Genomic DNA, 15,044 nt, shown 5'->3' with positions numbered 1-15,044 from the left:
CCATGTGAGAGTAGGTCATCGTCAAGATTAAATTCCGAAACCCCTATCTGCGTATGCAGGTAGGGGTTTTGTTTTTGTCGTAGAAAAAGCACGATCAATCAAGCACAAATTGGCGCAGTTATTTTTGTCCCGGGACACTAGAATAGGTCCAACTTTTTCAGAGTCAGAGCGCTTATGCCGGATTCGGTTGACGCCAAAGAGCTGTCAGAAATACCACTGGAAAATCTGGTTGCCTGCCATGAGTGCGACTTGCTCATGCGTAAACCCGAACTCGCCCATGGCGAAAAAGCCATGTGCCCGCGCTGTGGCTACGAGCTTTATGCCAATCGGTACAACGTCGTACAGCGCAGTCTCGCCCTTGTCATAGCCGCTTTGTTGTTGTTTATTCCGGCGAACTTTTTACCCATCATGCAGCTCAATCTACTCGGGCAGTCTTCGCAAGACACTGTCTGGAGCGGCGTTGTTGCCCTTTTTGACACGGGTATGCAAAGCGTTTCAGTGATTGTATTCCTGTGCAGCATGGGGATCCCGCTGCTCAAGCTACTGTGCCAACTGACCGTATTGTTGAGTATCCGTTTTGATGTCGGACGCAGCTACGGCTTGCTGCTCTATCGCATTTATCACCATATACGCGAATGGGGGATGCTCGAGGTTTACTTCATGGGCGTACTGGTGGCGATCGTAAAACTGGCAGATATGGCAGCCATCACCGTAGGCCTCGGCCTGGTGTGCTTCATTGGTTTGTTGCTGGTTCAAGTCTGGCTGGAGGTCGTAATGTCGCCTCACCAGATCTGGCAAGCGTTATCAGGAGAGGATGCCCATGCGGGCGATTGATGCAGGCATTCTGATTTGCAAGGAATGTCATGAATTGAACAGGCAGGAAGCTGATACCGATGAGCAAGTCTGTACGCGCTGCGGGGCGCTGGTGCACGCCCGCAGCCCGAATAGCCTGGTGCGCACCTGGGCATTGCTGATTACCGCCGCCATTCTTTACATACCGGCCAATTTGTTGCCGATCATGACCGTGAACTCCTTGGGAAAAGGTGCGCCGAGCACGATCATGGCAGGTGTGATCGAACTGATGCACTACGGAATGTTCCCCATTGCGGCCGTGGTGTTTATCGCCAGTATCGTGGTGCCCACGTTCAAACTGGTGGGTATCGCTCTGCTGCTGTTTTCCGTGCAGCGCCGTCAGCCCCTTTCGGCTCGCCAGCGTATCTGGATGTACCGTTTCATTGAATTCATCGGCCGCTGGTCGATGCTCGATATCTTTGTGATTGCCATCCTCGTGGCGGTCGTGAATTTTGGGCGGCTTGCCAGCATCGAAGCCAATCTTGGCGCCATCGCTTTCGCCACGGTGGTGATTCTGACGATGCTTGCCGCGGTAACTTTTGATCCCCGACTGATTTGGGATAACACGGAGTCGGACGACGACCATGACTGATTTGCCTGTAGCGAAAACCCGACCGGCTTCGAACTGGTCTGCCATTTGGGTGTTGCCCCTGATCGCCTTGATCATTGGCGGCTGGCTCGGCTGGCGTGCCTATAACGAGACCGGTATCGAGATTCAGGTGCGTTTTGAGAGCGGCGAGGGCATTCAGGCCAACAAGACCGAAGTTGTCTATAAAGGCATGTCGGTCGGTAAGGTCAAAAGTCTCAAGCTCGATGACGAAGGCAGTTCCAAAGGCGTGATCGCCAGCATCGAAATGAACAAGGACGTAGAGCCATACCTGCGAACCAGCACGCGTTTCTGGCTGGTCAAGCCGAGCGTGACGCTGGCAGGGATTACCGGTCTCGAGACGCTGGTTTCAGGTAACTATGTCGCCATCAGCCCGGGGGAAGGCGAGCCGGTCCGCAAGTTCAAGGCCCTGGCCCAGGAACCGCCGCTCTCCGATGCCCAGCCCGGTCTGCACTTGACTATCAAGGCCGACCGCCTGGGCTCGCTGAACCGTGGCAGTCCGGTGTTTTACAAACAGATCAAAGTGGGCCAGATCAAAAGCTATGTATTGTCCGAGGACCAGAACACTGTCGAGCTCAAGGTCTTCATTGAGCCGACTTACGCCAAACTGGTGCGCAAACACACACGTTTCTGGAATGCCAGCGGCATCAGCATCGACGCCAATCTGTCGGGTGTGAAGGTCCGCAGTGAGTCCCTGGCCAGCATCGTCGCCGGTGGTATTGCGTTCGCCACACCCGAAAACCGCAAGGACAGTCCGCCTACCGATCCGAGCCTGCCGTTCAGACTCTATGAAGACTTTGACGCCGCCGCCGCCGGTATCCGGGTGAAGGTCAAGCTCAGTGATTTCGACGGCTTGCAGGCCGGTCGCACACCGGTGATGTACAAGGGTATTCAGGTGGGCAGCCTGAAAACGCTGAAGGTCGATGCGGATCTGTCTGGCGCAACCGCCGAGTTGACGATGGACCCATTGGCCGAGGATTACCTGGTCGAAGGCACCCAGTTCTGGGTGGTCAAGCCGTCGATTTCCCTGGCGGGGATTACCGGCCTCGAAGCGTTGGTCAAAGGCAACTACATCGCTGTGCGGCCTGGCGACAAGGGTTCGGCGCCACAGCGGGAGTTTGTAGCCCGGGCCAAGGCACCGCCGCTGGATCTGCGTGCACCGGGCCTGCACCTTGTTTTGTTCACGGAAAACCTCGGTTCGCTGGAAGTCGGCAGCCCGGTTCTCTACAAGCAGGTCAAAGTCGGCTCCGTACAGAGCTATCAGTTCTCCCGCAAAAAGAAACAACTGATCATTGGAGTGCACATCGAGAAGGAATATGAAGGCCTGGTCAACGCCTCGACGCGCTTCTGGAACGCCAGTGGCATCACCCTCACGGGCGGACTGACCGGCGGGGTCCAGGTTAAAAGCGAGTCATTGCAAAGCTTGATGGCCGGCGGCATTGCCTTCGAGACCCCGCAGGACAACGCCCCGTTGCAGAAGCGTATTCCACGTTTCCGTCTGTTCGCGAACCATGAAGACGCTACGCAGAAGGGCGAAGTCATCACGCTCAAGCTCGATCGCGCTGATGGCCTGCGTACCGGCACTCCGATTCGTTACAAGGGGCTGGATGTCGGCAAGGTGGAGGATGTTGATCTCAGCGAGGACCTGCAATCGGTGCTGTTGACCGCGCGGATTACCGAAGTGCCAGAGCGCATTGCCCGGGTCGGCAGTCAGTTCTGGGTGGTCAAGCCTGAACTGGGCCTGATCAAGACGTCCAACCTCGAAACCCTGGTGACCGGGCAATACATCGAGGTACAACCGGCGCCGAAGAACCTGGGACCGCAGAAGAACTTTGTCGTTTTGGCAGCCGCGCCCGAAACTGCCAAGCAGGAAGCGGGATTGAGTCTGGTGCTGAGCGCGGCACGTCGCGGTTCGCTGAAGGCCGGGGTGCCGGTGACGTATCGCGAAATCACCGTGGGCAAGGTGACCGGTTATGAACTGGGCCAGACCGCTGATCGCGTGCTGATCCATATCCTGATCGAGCCGAAGTACGCGCCATTGGTACGCAGCGGTACACGATTCTGGAACACCAGCGGTTTCGACTTCGATGTCGGCCTGTTCAAAGGTGCAACGGTGCGTACTGAATCACTGGAGACGATGATTCAGGGCGGTGTCGCCTTTGCCACGCCGGATGGCGAGCGCATGGGTAGCCCGGCGCGACCGGAGCAGACGTTCGCGCTGTTCGACAAGTTCGAAGAGGAGTGGCTGGGCTGGGCGCCGAAGATCTCCCTCGGTAAATAGTCGGAGGGTTATGTGGCGTCAGTGATGACGCCTTCGCGGGCAAGCCCGCTCCCACAGGGGACTGGGTTGTTCCTGAAGATATGCGATCAAATGTAGGAGCGGGCTTGCCCGCGAAGAGGCTCTGAAGTTCACTGCAAAGCTAAATGACACATCTATGAAAAAGGCCGCGATCCATTGGACCGCGGCCTTTTTATTGCCTTCGATTCAAGCCTCAGACCGCATCCAGCTCCGGTTCATCCGCTTGTTCGTTGATCGTCGCCCTTACCTGATCGTGACGACGGATGTACTTCCAGTCCGCCTCATCGATGTAGATACCGGCCGGGCCGCTGCCACCTTCCAGGTCGATGGCGACACTGGCGCAGACCTGCGGCTTCACGCTCGCCAGGATCGGCACGAAGCCCAGTTGCAGGCTGGTTTCCAGCAATGCGGCCTGGTTCTTCTCATCGATGTCCGCCGCCTCGTCGAGGTAGTACGGCAGGCGCACGCGACCTGCCTGGTCACGGTCCATCAAGTGCAGCAACAAGTACATGTTGGTCAGCGCCTTGATGGTCATGGTGGTGCCGTTGGACGCCGCGCCGTCGATGTCGGTGTGGATCACCGGTTGGCCGTTGACCTTGGTGATCTCGAACGCCAGTTCGAACAAGTCCTTGAGGCCGAGCTGGTTGTGGTTGGCCGCCACCAGCCGCGCCAGGTATTCCTTGGCCTCTTCGTTCTTGTTGTCCTGCTCGGCACTTTGGCTCAGATCGAAGACCGACAGGGTTTCGCCTTCTTCGTACTGACCTGCGCTGTGAATGATCTGGTCGATGTGCTTGAGCGCTTCCTTGTTCGGTGCGAGCACGATGCGGAAGCTTTGCAGGTTGGAGACCTGGCGTTTGTTGATCTCGCGGTTGAACAGTGCCAGTTGGTGTTCGAGGCTGTCATAGTCGCTGCGGATGTTGCGCAGGGTCCGGGCGATGTCCGTCACGGCGGCACGGCGAGCCTTGCCCAGGGTCAGGGCTTCGTCGGTACGATGCGCATAGGCGTTGATCAGCAGTTGCAGGCGCCGCTCCATATCGTCTTCGCTGTCGAACTTGGCCACGCCCTTGAGGCGTACCTGGGCGTACAGCGCTTCGATCTGGCCGTCGGCCCGCAGCAGGCCTTGCCAGCTGTCCTGATAGTCGTTGAGCAGTGGCAGCAGGTTGTCCATGGAATCGTCGATCGGGTCCATGAACGGTGTGCCGAACGGCAGGTCCGCGGGCAGCAACTGACGGCGGCGCAGGGCGTCGTCGAGGGTGCGTTGCTTGGCTTCCATGTCGCCGATCTGGCGGCCGACCAGTTGCAGCTTGGCCGACAGTTGCTGGACGCGCTCGGTAAAGGCATCGCTGGAACGCTTCAATTCGTCCTGTGCGGCTTCCATCTGTGCCATCTGTTCCAGCTTGTCGCCTTCCTCGGCGCTCAGGGTTTGCGCGCGACGGAAATCCTCCAGGGCTTTCTGCGCATCCAGCACTTGCTGGTACAGCACTTCAGTCTGGGTCTTGCTCGCGGCGCGGTCGGCCGCCACGGCCTGCTGGGTCTTCAGTTGCTTGAGTTCTTTGTCCAGGCGCTCCTTCTGGTCGCGCAGGGCTGCGCGGTCAGCCAGGGCCTGCAGCGCCGGTGGTTCGATGTGCGAGATGTCGATGGACAGGCCCGGCACTTCGAAGCGTTCGCCTTTGAAACCGTCGAGGATCAGCTCCACGGATTTGACCCACTCGCCGTCGTCGTCGAGGGTGATGCCGTGTTCACCCAGCGGCAGGCTGAACAGTGCGCTGTTGAACAGGCGCATCAGGCGTTCGACGTCTTGCTGCGAGAATTCTTCACGCAGACGGGCGTAGCTGTTGTTGTCGGCGTGATCGAGCTGCTGCTTGACCGACTTCAGGCGTTTTTCCAGGTCGCGCAGGCGCTCGTCCAGGTCTTCGGCGCTGAACTGGCGGGACTGTGCCAGCGCACCGGCCAGTTCATCGTGAGCGTCCTTGGCGGCCAGCAGCTGCTGCTCCAGCACCTTGACGTCATCGACCAGGGCAAAGCGATGCTTGAGCACCGACAATTCGCCGAGCCAGCGCTGGATGCCGGTGATTTCCCGTTCCAGACGCATCAGTTCCTGGGTGCCACCGCGCTGGTCGTTTTGCAGGGCATCCTGCTCGTTGCGGTAGTGCTCGGCCTGAATGGTCAGCTCTTCCTTGCGCGCACTGGCGTAGTCCGACCAGGTGCCGAGCAAGGAGTCGAGCAGCGGTGAGATCCGGTGCAGTTTGCCGCGCAGAATGTCGCGTTGCTTCACGCCGTTGGCCAGGGCTTCGACCAGCGGGCCGGCGGCGACCAGCGAGTTGTAGTCCTGCTCCATGCGTCGTACATCGCGGAACGCTTCTTCACACGCGGCGATGTAGTCGACGCTGCCGGAGCGCAGGCTGTGCTCGAAGGCATCGAGGAACAGCTGCTTGAGCTTGGCCGCGGTGATTTCGCGCATGTGCAGCAGGTTGATGAACAGGGCGCGGAAGGTCTTCAGGCTCTGCTCGCTGGTGGAGCGTAGCGGGATCAGCGTCAGGTCCAGCGGGATCGAAGTGTGACCGCCAACCAGCAGGCGGCGCAGTTCGTCCGGCTTGAGTTCGTAGGCTTTCAGACCTTCGCGCTCAAGGTTGGTGAACAGTTCTTTCTGGCGCAGGCAGGTGTCGTTTTTCTGGTAGTGGGCCAGGTCCAGTTTGCCGGCATAGGCAAAGAACTGGTGACCGAAGCCGCCGCCCGGGCCGCGGCCGACCACACCGATCACGTGGGGGCCGTGGGGCAGGTTCACCTCCACCAGGATGTAGCTGGTGTCCGAGGCGAAGTAGAAGCGCCGGGACTGCTCCAGGCTGTACTTGCCGAAGCTCATGTCCGACATGCGCGCCAGGATCGGGAACTGCAGGGCGTTGATCGAGGCGGATTTACCCAGGTTGTTGGCGCCGTATACCGATAGCGGCTCTTCCAGCGGGAACAGGCCGAGGCTGTAGCCGGCGGTGTTCAAAAGGGCAAAGCGGCGGATGCCGTAACGTTCCTTGCTCATGCGTCGAGCTCCTGTTCTTCGGCGATGGCGCGGGCCAGTGCGTCTTCTTCGCTTTCGTCTTCAAAACCCGCGAGGTCGAGCGGGTCATCGGTCTGCAACAGCTTTTCGTCGCTGTCTTCGTCGATCAGCACCGGTACCGGCAACGGCAGGACGCTGTGCAGGCTGGCGGCCAGATCGCGGTCCTGTTGCACCGACAGGCACACATCGAGGAAGCGGTGCATCGGCGGCAGGAAACGGTAGACGCCGTTCTCTTCGCTGGCGAAACCGAGCTGAGTCATGCGGCGCATGATCTTTTCTTCGAGCTCGTCCTGGGTCTGCACTTCGGCCTGGATGAACAGGTCGCGGTACTTTTCCAGCAGCGACGGCAATTCATCGCGACCGAGGCTGCCGCCGTCGAGCACGGCGATCGGGTCGCGGCCCTGATCGGCCAGGTGTTCGACGAGGATAAAGGTGAACAGCGCCAGACGCTGGGCGGTCTTGTTCACCGCCGCCGCCGCGAGGTCCGGCACGAAGTAGTAGAAGCCACGGGTGTCGCAGACCAGTTCAAAGCCCAGGGCCTTGAACAGCGTGCGGTACTGGTCCTGGAAGTTCGACAACTGTGCGTACAGCTCCGGATCGCGGCGGCTGACGTGATAACCCTTGAACAGCTCGCGAAAGATCGGCGCCAGCTGGGACAGTTCGGATAGATCAAGATGCATAGGGAGTGCTCGCAGAATCCTCGGCGGCGGTGTCGCTGACCGAGAGCAGGGCGAAGGAGCGCAGGCTGACCTGGTGCTCGTGAGTATGGTATTCGCGACGTTCCAGGCGCTCGCGCTTGAAGCGTTTTTCCCGCGACAGGCGCGAGAACCAGTACAACAGTTCGTCGGTGGCACCGTCCGGTTCCTGCTCCAGCAGCCAGGTCATCAGGTCCGGCATCGGCAGGGCGTCTTCGCAGCGTTCGAGCATTTCCCGAACGGTGCGTGGCGCCCGTGGCGCTTCGCCTTTCTGGGTCTTGTGAGCCTTGGGGAAGCGCGCCGGTTTCGGTTCGAAGCGGGCCAGGGCATAAACGTAGGCTTCGACCTGGCTGGCACTGCCGAGGAAGGTGCTCTGTGGGCGAGTGAACATCGGCATCGCCGCTTGCGGCACGGCGTCGATGCCTTTGCGGCGGATCATCGACAGGGCCAATGCGGCGCCACGGGTCACGGCGTTGTGCCGGCGCGCTTCTTCGCGCAGCGGCAGCAGCAGCTCGCGGGCGTGACGCAGGGTCAGCTGGGCGCTGGTCTGCATTTCGAGGATGCGCGCGTGGGTGCGCAGCAACATGTCGTCGTCGACCAGGTGGCCGAGGCGCTGCTGTTCGCTGAGCATCTTCAGCAGGACGGTTTCGACCTTGCGCACGCCTTGTTCGAAGGCGCCGTCGGCGTTCACCAGATCAATCATTGGCTCTACGTATTCGTCCCAGGTCGCCAGCACTTCAGCATAACGCTGGCGCAACGGAATCTGCCGGTCGCTGGTTTTCGCCCGTTCGGCGACGGCCACCAGTGCCTGTTCGTCGTTATCGAGTTTTTTCAGCACGTCACGCACGCGCATGTCGAGCAGGCGCAATTGGCGGGCGAGGTCGTTGCCGTCGCGGATATCGAATGCGTCCTGGATATAACCGGCCAGACGCTCGAGGTGGCGCAGGTAGGCTTCGATCTCCAGGCACAGGCCCAGACGGTGTTCACGGCGCAGATAGGCGAGAAAGTCGTGAATCTGCGCATTGAGCTCGAAACGGTTCGGGCTTTTGGCCACGGGAACCAGGATGTCGAGGCGAATCCACACATCCAGCAGGCTGGTGATGTCCTGCGGCGTACTGTCGAGTTGCTGGGCGGCCAGTTGCGTGCGCAGTTCGTTCAGGCTCAGAGTGCCTTGGTCGAAGTGCTCGCACAGTGGCTCCAGAAGTGCCCAGTGTTCAGCGAGGGCGCGCAAGACGCGCTTGGGTTCGATCATCGGAATGGCCGGCTGGTTGGCGATTAAAAGCCGCGATTGTACTGCATCGGGGGCAATGCGATTCACTCTCGGGACGGACTGTCGCCTTCTTTTCGGTAAGGTGCATCGATCAACTGCGGGCGATCTTCAGCGAACGGCGGTAGAATCAGCGCACTTTAGTTATCCACAAGTGGCCGACCTTTGCTTATCGAGTCCCGTCGTCGCGCTTATCTGGCCGCCATGCAGGTGGTCAACTGGCTGCCGCGCACCGAATTGCCCTTTGCCGCGCCGTCGCGGCCCGAGCTGCTCGAGATTCCCGAGCCGGTTGTGGTCGCGCCTGTCGTGCCCGCTGTTGTGGCCGATACGCCCGTGGCGCCTGTGGCCAAGCCGGCCGAGCGGGTGAAGATCGAGGTGCCACGGCCATCGCTGGCCAGCACCCGCACCGGCGCGAAACCGGTGGAAGAGGCCGAAGAGACGCCAGCCGTGGTCAAGGCACCCATCGTGCCGCCCCCGCGTTTCGCCCTGCAATTATTGCGGGCCGGGCGTTGCCTGCTGCTGGTGGAGTTACCCACAGGTGAATCCTTCCAGACTCGCGATCCTGCCTACCTGCTGCTCAAGGACATGCTGCGCGCCGCCGGTCTGCCGGACAGTCCGCAGATCGTCGGTGAGCCGGTGCGTTGGCCGCTGTTGGTGCGTGGCACGATGGATCAGGGCCCGGAAGCGGCCCGTGACTTCGTGCAAGGTTTTCTCTCGGTGCGCATGGAAGAAACGCCCTGCGCCTGCTTGTGGCTGATCGGCTTGCCTGCGGTGCGATTTGCCGGCGAAGCGGATGCCGAGGCGTTCAATCGCGAATTGCAGATCGAAGGCCTGGGCTCGGCCTGGGCGGTGCCGGGCCTGGAATTATTAATGGAAGAGCCACAGCGTAAGGCTGATGTCTGGCAAGCCATGCGTCGGCTGATGGCGCGCTGGAAAGAATCGAATGAGTGACGCTGTATCGTTTCGCCCGATGACCGAGTCGGACCTGGAAGCTGTACTGAAAATCGAATATGCGGCCTATAGCCATCCCTGGACCCGCGGGATTTTCCTCGATGGCCTGGGCAAGTATCAGATCTGGCTGATGTTCGAAGGTCAGCAACAGGTCGGCCACGGTGTGGTGCAGATCATCCTCGACGAGGCGCACCTGCTCAACATTACGGTCAAGCCGGAAAACCAGGGGCGTGGCCTGGGGCTGACATTGCTTGAGCATTTGATGTCGATCGCCTACAAGGCCGACGCCCGGGAGTGTTTCCTGGAAGTGCGCGACAGCAATACCGCGGCGTTCAAGCTGTATGAGCGATATGGTTTCAACGAGATCGGCCGGCGTCGGGATTACTACCCGGCGGTGGGCGGGCGCGAAGATGCGGTGGTCATGGCCTGCACTTTGGTGGATTGAGCTTCAAAAGCTTCGCGAGCAGGCTCGCTCCCACAGAGATTTGTGTCGTACATAAAACCTGTGGGAGCGAGCCTGCTCGCGATGGCGATCTTTCAGACACTGAAGATCAGCGCTTGCCGTCCATCGGATCGCGCTGAGCCAGTTCAGCCTCATCCAGGCCATTGCCACCGCCGATATCGTCCTCATCGACGATGCTCAGGTCCCAATCCGCACGGCTATCATTGCCCGCCTCATGGGCATCCCGGGCGCCGTCCTCACGGATCAGGGTTTCCGGGCTCAGATCGTCATCGGTAGGTTGATGGTCACCGGTCGCGGCAGCGGTCAGGCCCGCTTCACTTCCGCGCTTGCGCGGCAGCAGTTGCTCGCGCTCCTTTTCCGGCAGTTCGTCACCGATTCTGGTGCTGGGTTCTTCAGCGTCGAAATCCAGCTCACGCACCGAGCCCATGCGGTCTTCGTTGTCATCGACGGGTTCCGGTTGCACCGCATCGTACGGACGTCGTGAATCATTCATGGCAATTCCTCATACTGTAGTCCCTACTACGGTTGACCCCCGTGGCTACCGAGAATTCCACCGGCATGGAGCCCCGTGTTCCGGATCAGGAGAGCATCTGCATTTTCGCGCGTGACCCCGACGGACGGTTGTCAGTCAAAGCTGCGCATCATTCTTGAGGCTTCAAAGCATGAACGAATTACAAGATCTGATTGATAACAACGAGCGTTGGGCCGCTGCGATCAAGGAGGAAGATCCTGACTTCTTCGCCAAGCTGGCTCGCCAACAGACCCCAGAGTTCCTGTGGATCGGTTGTTCCGACGCCCGGGTGCCGGCCAACGAGATCGTCGGCATGCTGCCGGGCGATTTGTTCGTACACCGTAATGTGGCCAACGTCGTGCTGCACACCGACCTCAACTGCCTGTCGGTGATTCAGTACGCGGTCGATGTGCTCAAGGTCAAACACATCCTTGTCACCGGCCATTATGGCTGCGGCGGTGTGCGCGCTTCGATGCAGGATCGCCAGTTCGGCCTGATCGACGGCTGGCTGCGTTCGATTCGCGATCTCTACTACGAGAAGCGCGAAGAGCTGGCCAAACTGGCCACCGAAGAGGAACAGGTCGACCGCCTCTGCGAACTCAACGTGATTCAGCAAGTGGCCAACGTCGCCCATACCAGCATTGTGCAAAATGCCTGGCACCGCGGGCAGAGCCTGTCGGTCCACGGTTGCATCTACGGCATCAAGGACGGTCGCTGGAAAAGCCTGAACACCACCATCAGCGGCTTCGAGCAACTGCCGCCGCAGTACCGCCTGCGTCCGGTCGACCCTCAGTAATACCGTCAATAATGACGTTGCCGACGCCAGCGTTGCAGAAACGCCTGGCCGTCGGCGTTTGGCGACTCGTCGTAGCCGGTAATCCAGCCACGGCACTCGTATGAGCCGCACTGGCAGGCAAATTGGCGTTGCAGTTTGTCTTCGGTGGCGGCGAAGTCCATGGTCAGCCAGTCCCCCTTGCTGATGTCCTTCAGCGCCCATAACCACAACTCGCTCAAGTCCAGAAAGACATTGGGGTCGCAGGAGTGTCGCAACAGTCCGCAGAAGCGCGGGTCGTAGACGTGTATGCCCGGGGCGAGCTGGCGGGTATGCCGGCAGCGGTAGGGCAGCAAATGCCCCGACGCCCGGCAGATACGGGTGATTCGCGGGAATTCGCGCCGTGCGGCAATACCCGTGGCTTCGCCCTTGGCGTTTTCAATGATTTCGAAGTCGGCCAGGGAAGGAAATCCCAGGCGAACGGGCAGCTCCGAAAAGGGGTAAACACCTTGCGGCGGTTGTGGGCGTTTTCGTTGAGGGGCGTGAGCTTTCATAACAATCCCTGTCTGCTGGGTGCTGCTACTTCTTTGCACCGACGGTCCTGTCAGCACAGCAGCACATGGGTTCAGCCCAAGCCTCTCGCAGATACCACGGGCGGTCTACTGTCATAAGTGACAGATTTTTCGCCGTTCATCGGGTTACAACGGCGGAGCAGGTTTCGCCGTGGCGGGTGCCGGGGCCTTGAGCTGCTTGAGCTGGGACACGATCGAAGCTGTCGCGCATTTGCCCACAGCCTGTTGGGGCGACAGGTTGCGGATCGAGGTGTAGAACAGCTCGCAGGTTTTTTCTTTCTGGGCCACTTGCCAGGTTTGCCTGCAGGTATTGAGCTCAACGTCCGGATTGCTGTCCGGTTGGCGGCCCATGGCGGCCTGCCAGCACGCAGCACTCAAATCCTGACCCATGACTTTCAGGCCTGCCGCATCGGCCTTGGCCTGGGCGTCACTGCCGGTGTAGCTTGCCGGATCGGCGGCATACCAAATGTAGCTCGGATGGTTGGAGCCCAGCACGGGGACTTTCACGCCGTTGTCCGGGGTGATCTGGACCAGGCCCAACACGTTCACCGTCTGCCCGTATTGCTCTTTGATCCAGTTACGCACCGGTGCGCCGAAGGCGACCATCGGCAGGGCTGCGCCGCTGGCGTTCAGGCTGACTTCCTTGACCATGGTGGTCTGGTAATCCTTGAAGTAACCGTAGACGCCTTCGAGGTCTTTGCCCGCGTTGGACGGCGCGGCAATCGGGGCGATGTCGATGATTGTCTGGTAGCCCGGCGTCTGCCCGGCCGGGATGCCGTTGGCAGTCAGCAGCGTGGCCCAGCGATCCGTAGTGGCGGACCTCAGGTAATCCTGGGCCTGGGTCAGCGAATAGTCTGGCGGGAAGTGCAGCAGTTCGACGCTTTTGCGATTTTCCAGGGCCATGCCCAACGGCAGGAACAGGTACCAGCTATACGCCCACTTGCCATCGGCATTCAGTTTGCTGGCGCCGTTGTAGGCCAGGTCACCGGCGTCGAGCAGCGCGGCCAGAGGCTTTTCATAGCCGTTGGGTACGCCGCTGATTTCGGCATAAAGCTGATTGTTATCGGTCTTGATCAGAACCTTCGCCCCGGTGTAGCCATCACGCTGCACGCTTTGGGTCAGGTAATGCTCGACGGTCTGTTCAAGTGTCCAGTTGCGAAAGCAGATCACGTTGCAGTTGTTGGGATAGGCGAAGAGACGGGTAACGCGTTCGGTACTGCCCAGTTTCAGGGCGACATCGGCGTGGGCAGCGGCGCTCAGGGTGAGGGCCGCGAGAGTCAGTCCTGCAAGTTTTAGCATGCTCAGATCCTTTTCAGCGTGGTTTCCCGTTGGCGTGGGTGCTACATACTGAAACCGCAGGCGGCGGTTGGTCTAGAGGGGGGAGGTAAAAAGCTGTCAGGCAAAGTGCACTCTCAATGTGGGAGAAACCACAGTGGGAGCGGGTTTGCTCGCGATGGCGTCGGCACATTCAGTATCAATATGTCAGTGACATTGTCATCGCGAGCAAGCTCGCTCCCACAGGGTTCTATGTCATCACCACCATTTGGGTCACGGCATCACCGGCGGCGTATACGTCAGCGTCGTGCCCAGTGCCCACAGCAAAAACAGCACCAGTGGCGTGTGCACCAGCAACTGCACGAACGAGAAACCGATCAGGTCCCGCGCCTTCAACCCCAGTACGCCCAGCAGCGGCAGCATGTAGAACGGGTTGATCAGGTTCGGCAAGGCTTCGGCAGCGTTGTAGATCTGTACGGCCCAGCCCAGGTGATAGTTCAGGTCATTGGCCACCTGCATCACGTACGGCGCTTCGATGATCCACTTGCCGCCGCCGGACGGAATGAAGAAGCCGAGGATCGCCGAGTACACGCCCATCAGCAGGGCATAGGTGTCGTGGGAGGCAATGCTAACGAAAAAGGTCGAGATGTGGTGCGCCAGGGTCTGCGCATCGGCCCCCTTGACCGTAGTCATCAGTGCGGCGATCGAGCCGTACAGCGGGAACTGGATCAACACACCGGTGGTGGTCGGTACTGCACGGGACACGGCATCCAGAAAGCTGCGCGGACGCCAGTGCAGCAGCGCACCCAGCATGATGAACAGGAAGTTGTAGGTGTTCAGCCCGGAAATCGCGCTGATGGCCGGTTTGGTCGAGAACTCATGGAACAGCCATCCGGCTGCCAGCAGCACCAGCAGAATCGTCAGCAGCGGGCTGTGTTCCAGCCATTCGCCGGGGCGGGTGCGTGGTTGCAGCGGTGGCAGGTTGAAGCTTGGGTCGATCCCGCAGGCGTTGGCGTCTCGTGCGGAGTTCGGGCCGGGGGCGGTGGCGTATGCAACGATCAGTGAAACGATGATCAGAGCCAGCAACATCACACCGGACTGCCAAAGAAAGATCGTCTGGGTGAAAGGGATCACCCCGGTGATCGACAGGATCGACGGCGGCAGGCTGGCCGGGTTGGCCTGCAATTGCGCAGCGGACGATGACAGGCCCAGGGCCCAAACCGCGCCGAGGCCCAGGTAGACAGCGGCACCGGCGGCGCGGTAGTCCATCTTCAGATCGGTTCTGCGGGCCAGAGCGCGCACCAGCAAACCGCCGAACACCAGCGACAGACCCCAGTTCAGCAGCGACGCAACCATGGAAATCAGCGCCACCCAGGCCACGGCGGAGCGGCCGTTTTTCGGGATTTTCGCCAGGCGGTCGATCAGCTTCACCGCCGGTGGCGAACTGGCGACCACGTAACCACCGATTACCACGAACGCCATCTGCATGGTGAAAGGGATCAGGCTCCAGAAGCCGTCACCGAACGCCACCGCGGCATCGGTGGGCTTGGCACCCATCGCCATGGTGGCCAGGGCCACGATAATCACCGCCAGGGCAGCAAACACCCAGGAGTCGGGAAACCAGCGTTCGGCAAAACTTGAACAGCGCAGGGCAAAGCGGGCGGAGCGGCTATCTTCGATATCAGCGGCCACGGGGGGGTACCTCGGATTTATTATGTTTGTAGTGGT

The 15,044-nt window shown here is 60.2% G+C and carries 13 protein-coding genes; 6 read left to right on the top strand and 7 right to left on the bottom strand.

Features of this window, described 5'->3' with window-relative positions; translation table 11 throughout:
- The first annotated feature begins 174 nt into the window (after nt 1–174).
- The 3 genes from AC1RS8_RS18960 to AC1RS8_RS18950 are packed head-to-tail and all read left to right on the top strand — an operon-like array spanning nt 175 to nt 3,740.
- Complete coding sequence (locus tag AC1RS8_RS18960; RefSeq protein WP_218494193.1) at nt 175–834, top strand: paraquat-inducible protein A; 660 nt, start codon at nt 175–177, stop codon at nt 832–834.
- Nucleotides 821–1,444 (top strand): paraquat-inducible protein A, encoded by a 624-nt coding sequence (locus AC1RS8_RS18955; protein ID WP_007997011.1) that lies wholly within the window; start codon nt 821–823, stop codon nt 1,442–1,444. The genes AC1RS8_RS18960 and AC1RS8_RS18955 overlap by 14 nt, the downstream gene beginning before the upstream one ends.
- Nucleotides 1,437–3,740: a PqiB family protein gene (locus AC1RS8_RS18950; RefSeq protein ID WP_489339224.1), complete on the top strand. Its 2,304-nt coding sequence runs from the start codon at nt 1,437–1,439 to the stop codon at nt 3,738–3,740. Before AC1RS8_RS18955 ends, AC1RS8_RS18950 begins: the two co-directional genes overlap by 8 nt.
- Before the next feature lie 211 nt (nt 3,741–3,951).
- Here AC1RS8_RS18950 and mksF read toward each other — a convergent pair whose 3' ends face one another.
- The 3 genes from mksF to mksB are packed head-to-tail and all read right to left on the bottom strand — an operon-like array spanning nt 3,952 to nt 8,757.
- Entirely contained in the window at nt 3,952–6,792 is a 2,841-nt protein-coding gene (mksF, locus tag AC1RS8_RS18945) for an Mks condensin complex protein MksF (RefSeq protein ID WP_057713290.1), read from the bottom strand.
- Entirely contained in the window at nt 6,789–7,490 is a 702-nt protein-coding gene (mksE, locus tag AC1RS8_RS18940; RefSeq protein ID WP_090457698.1) for an Mks condensin complex protein MksE, read from the bottom strand. Before mksE ends, mksF begins: the two co-directional genes overlap by 4 nt.
- Entirely contained in the window at nt 7,480–8,757 is a 1,278-nt protein-coding gene (gene mksB / locus AC1RS8_RS18935; RefSeq protein WP_174245530.1) for an Mks condensin complex protein MksB, read from the bottom strand. Before mksB ends, mksE begins: the two co-directional genes overlap by 11 nt.
- A 219-nt stretch (nt 8,758–8,976) precedes the next feature.
- Here mksB and AC1RS8_RS18930 point away from each other — a divergent pair, with 219 nt between their 5' ends.
- Both AC1RS8_RS18930 and rimI read left to right on the top strand, forming a co-directional pair.
- A complete protein-coding gene (locus AC1RS8_RS18930) occupies nt 8,977–9,723 on the top strand; it encodes a hypothetical protein (protein WP_057713293.1) in 747 nt (248 codons plus the stop codon).
- Nucleotides 9,716–10,168, top strand: coding sequence for a ribosomal protein S18-alanine N-acetyltransferase (rimI, locus tag AC1RS8_RS18925; RefSeq protein WP_407516680.1), 453 nt, complete (start codon nt 9,716–9,718; stop codon nt 10,166–10,168). Before AC1RS8_RS18930 ends, rimI begins: the two co-directional genes overlap by 8 nt.
- 106 nt (nt 10,169–10,274) lie before the next feature.
- Here rimI and AC1RS8_RS18920 read toward each other — a convergent pair whose 3' ends face one another.
- Entirely contained in the window at nt 10,275–10,679 is a 405-nt protein-coding gene (locus tag AC1RS8_RS18920; RefSeq protein ID WP_489339223.1) for a serine kinase/phosphatase, read from the bottom strand.
- 169 nt (nt 10,680–10,848) lie between these two features.
- Between AC1RS8_RS18920 and can the strand changes: the two genes are divergently transcribed.
- Complete coding sequence (can, locus tag AC1RS8_RS18915) at nt 10,849–11,493, top strand: carbonate dehydratase (protein WP_057713295.1); 645 nt, start codon at nt 10,849–10,851, stop codon at nt 11,491–11,493.
- Nucleotides 11,494–11,498: 5 nt separating this feature from the next.
- Here can and AC1RS8_RS18910 read toward each other — a convergent pair whose 3' ends face one another.
- The 3 genes from AC1RS8_RS18910 to AC1RS8_RS18900 all read right to left on the bottom strand — a co-directional run bounded on the left by AC1RS8_RS18910 (nt 11,499) and on the right by AC1RS8_RS18900 (nt 15,008).
- Entirely contained in the window at nt 11,499–12,023 is a 525-nt protein-coding gene (locus AC1RS8_RS18910; RefSeq protein ID WP_057713296.1) for an SET domain-containing protein, read from the bottom strand.
- A gap of 144 nt (nt 12,024–12,167) precedes the next feature.
- The gene (locus tag AC1RS8_RS18905; RefSeq protein WP_057713297.1) at nt 12,168–13,340 is read right to left on the bottom strand and encodes a hypothetical protein; all 1,173 of its coding nucleotides are present in this window, start codon (nt 13,338–13,340) and stop codon (nt 12,168–12,170) included.
- Between the two features lie 249 nt (nt 13,341–13,589).
- Entirely contained in the window at nt 13,590–15,008 is a 1,419-nt protein-coding gene (locus AC1RS8_RS18900) for a short-chain fatty acid transporter (protein WP_057713298.1), read from the bottom strand.
- Nucleotides 15,009–15,044: the final 36 nt, after the last annotated feature.

The organism is Pseudomonas sp. GW821-FHT12A04, from assembly GCF_058807755.1.
Note: the sequence above shows the minus strand (reverse complement) of the source record. Positions and strands in the feature narration are given on the sequence as shown.

What these genes read in the sequence shown, in the direction of transcription:
- AC1RS8_RS18960 (WP_218494193.1), top strand. Translation starts at nt 175, where the DNA reads ATGCCGGATTCGGTTGACGCCAAAGAGCTGTCAGAAATACCACTGGAA.
- AC1RS8_RS18955 (WP_007997011.1), top strand. Translation starts at nt 821, where the DNA reads ATGCGGGCGATTGATGCAGGCATTCTGATTTGCAAGGAATGTCATGAA.
- AC1RS8_RS18950 (WP_489339224.1), top strand. Translation starts at nt 1,437, where the DNA reads ATGACTGATTTGCCTGTAGCGAAAACCCGACCGGCTTCGAACTGGTCT.
- mksF (WP_057713290.1), bottom strand. Translation starts at nt 6,792, where the DNA reads ATGAGCAAGGAACGTTACGGCATCCGCCGCTTTGCCCTTTTGAACACC.
- mksE (WP_090457698.1), bottom strand. Translation starts at nt 7,490, where the DNA reads ATGCATCTTGATCTATCCGAACTGTCCCAGCTGGCGCCGATCTTTCGC.
- mksB (WP_174245530.1), bottom strand. Translation starts at nt 8,757, where the DNA reads ATGATCGAACCCAAGCGCGTCTTGCGCGCCCTCGCTGAACACTGGGCA.
- AC1RS8_RS18930 (WP_057713293.1), top strand. Translation starts at nt 8,977, where the DNA reads ATGCAGGTGGTCAACTGGCTGCCGCGCACCGAATTGCCCTTTGCCGCG.
- rimI (WP_407516680.1), top strand. Translation starts at nt 9,716, where the DNA reads ATGAGTGACGCTGTATCGTTTCGCCCGATGACCGAGTCGGACCTGGAA.
- AC1RS8_RS18920 (WP_489339223.1), bottom strand. Translation starts at nt 10,679, where the DNA reads ATGAATGATTCACGACGTCCGTACGATGCGGTGCAACCGGAACCCGTC.
- can (WP_057713295.1), top strand. Translation starts at nt 10,849, where the DNA reads ATGAACGAATTACAAGATCTGATTGATAACAACGAGCGTTGGGCCGCT.
- AC1RS8_RS18910 (WP_057713296.1), bottom strand. Translation starts at nt 12,023, where the DNA reads ATGAAAGCTCACGCCCCTCAACGAAAACGCCCACAACCGCCGCAAGGT.
- AC1RS8_RS18905 (WP_057713297.1), bottom strand. Translation starts at nt 13,340, where the DNA reads ATGCTAAAACTTGCAGGACTGACTCTCGCGGCCCTCACCCTGAGCGCC.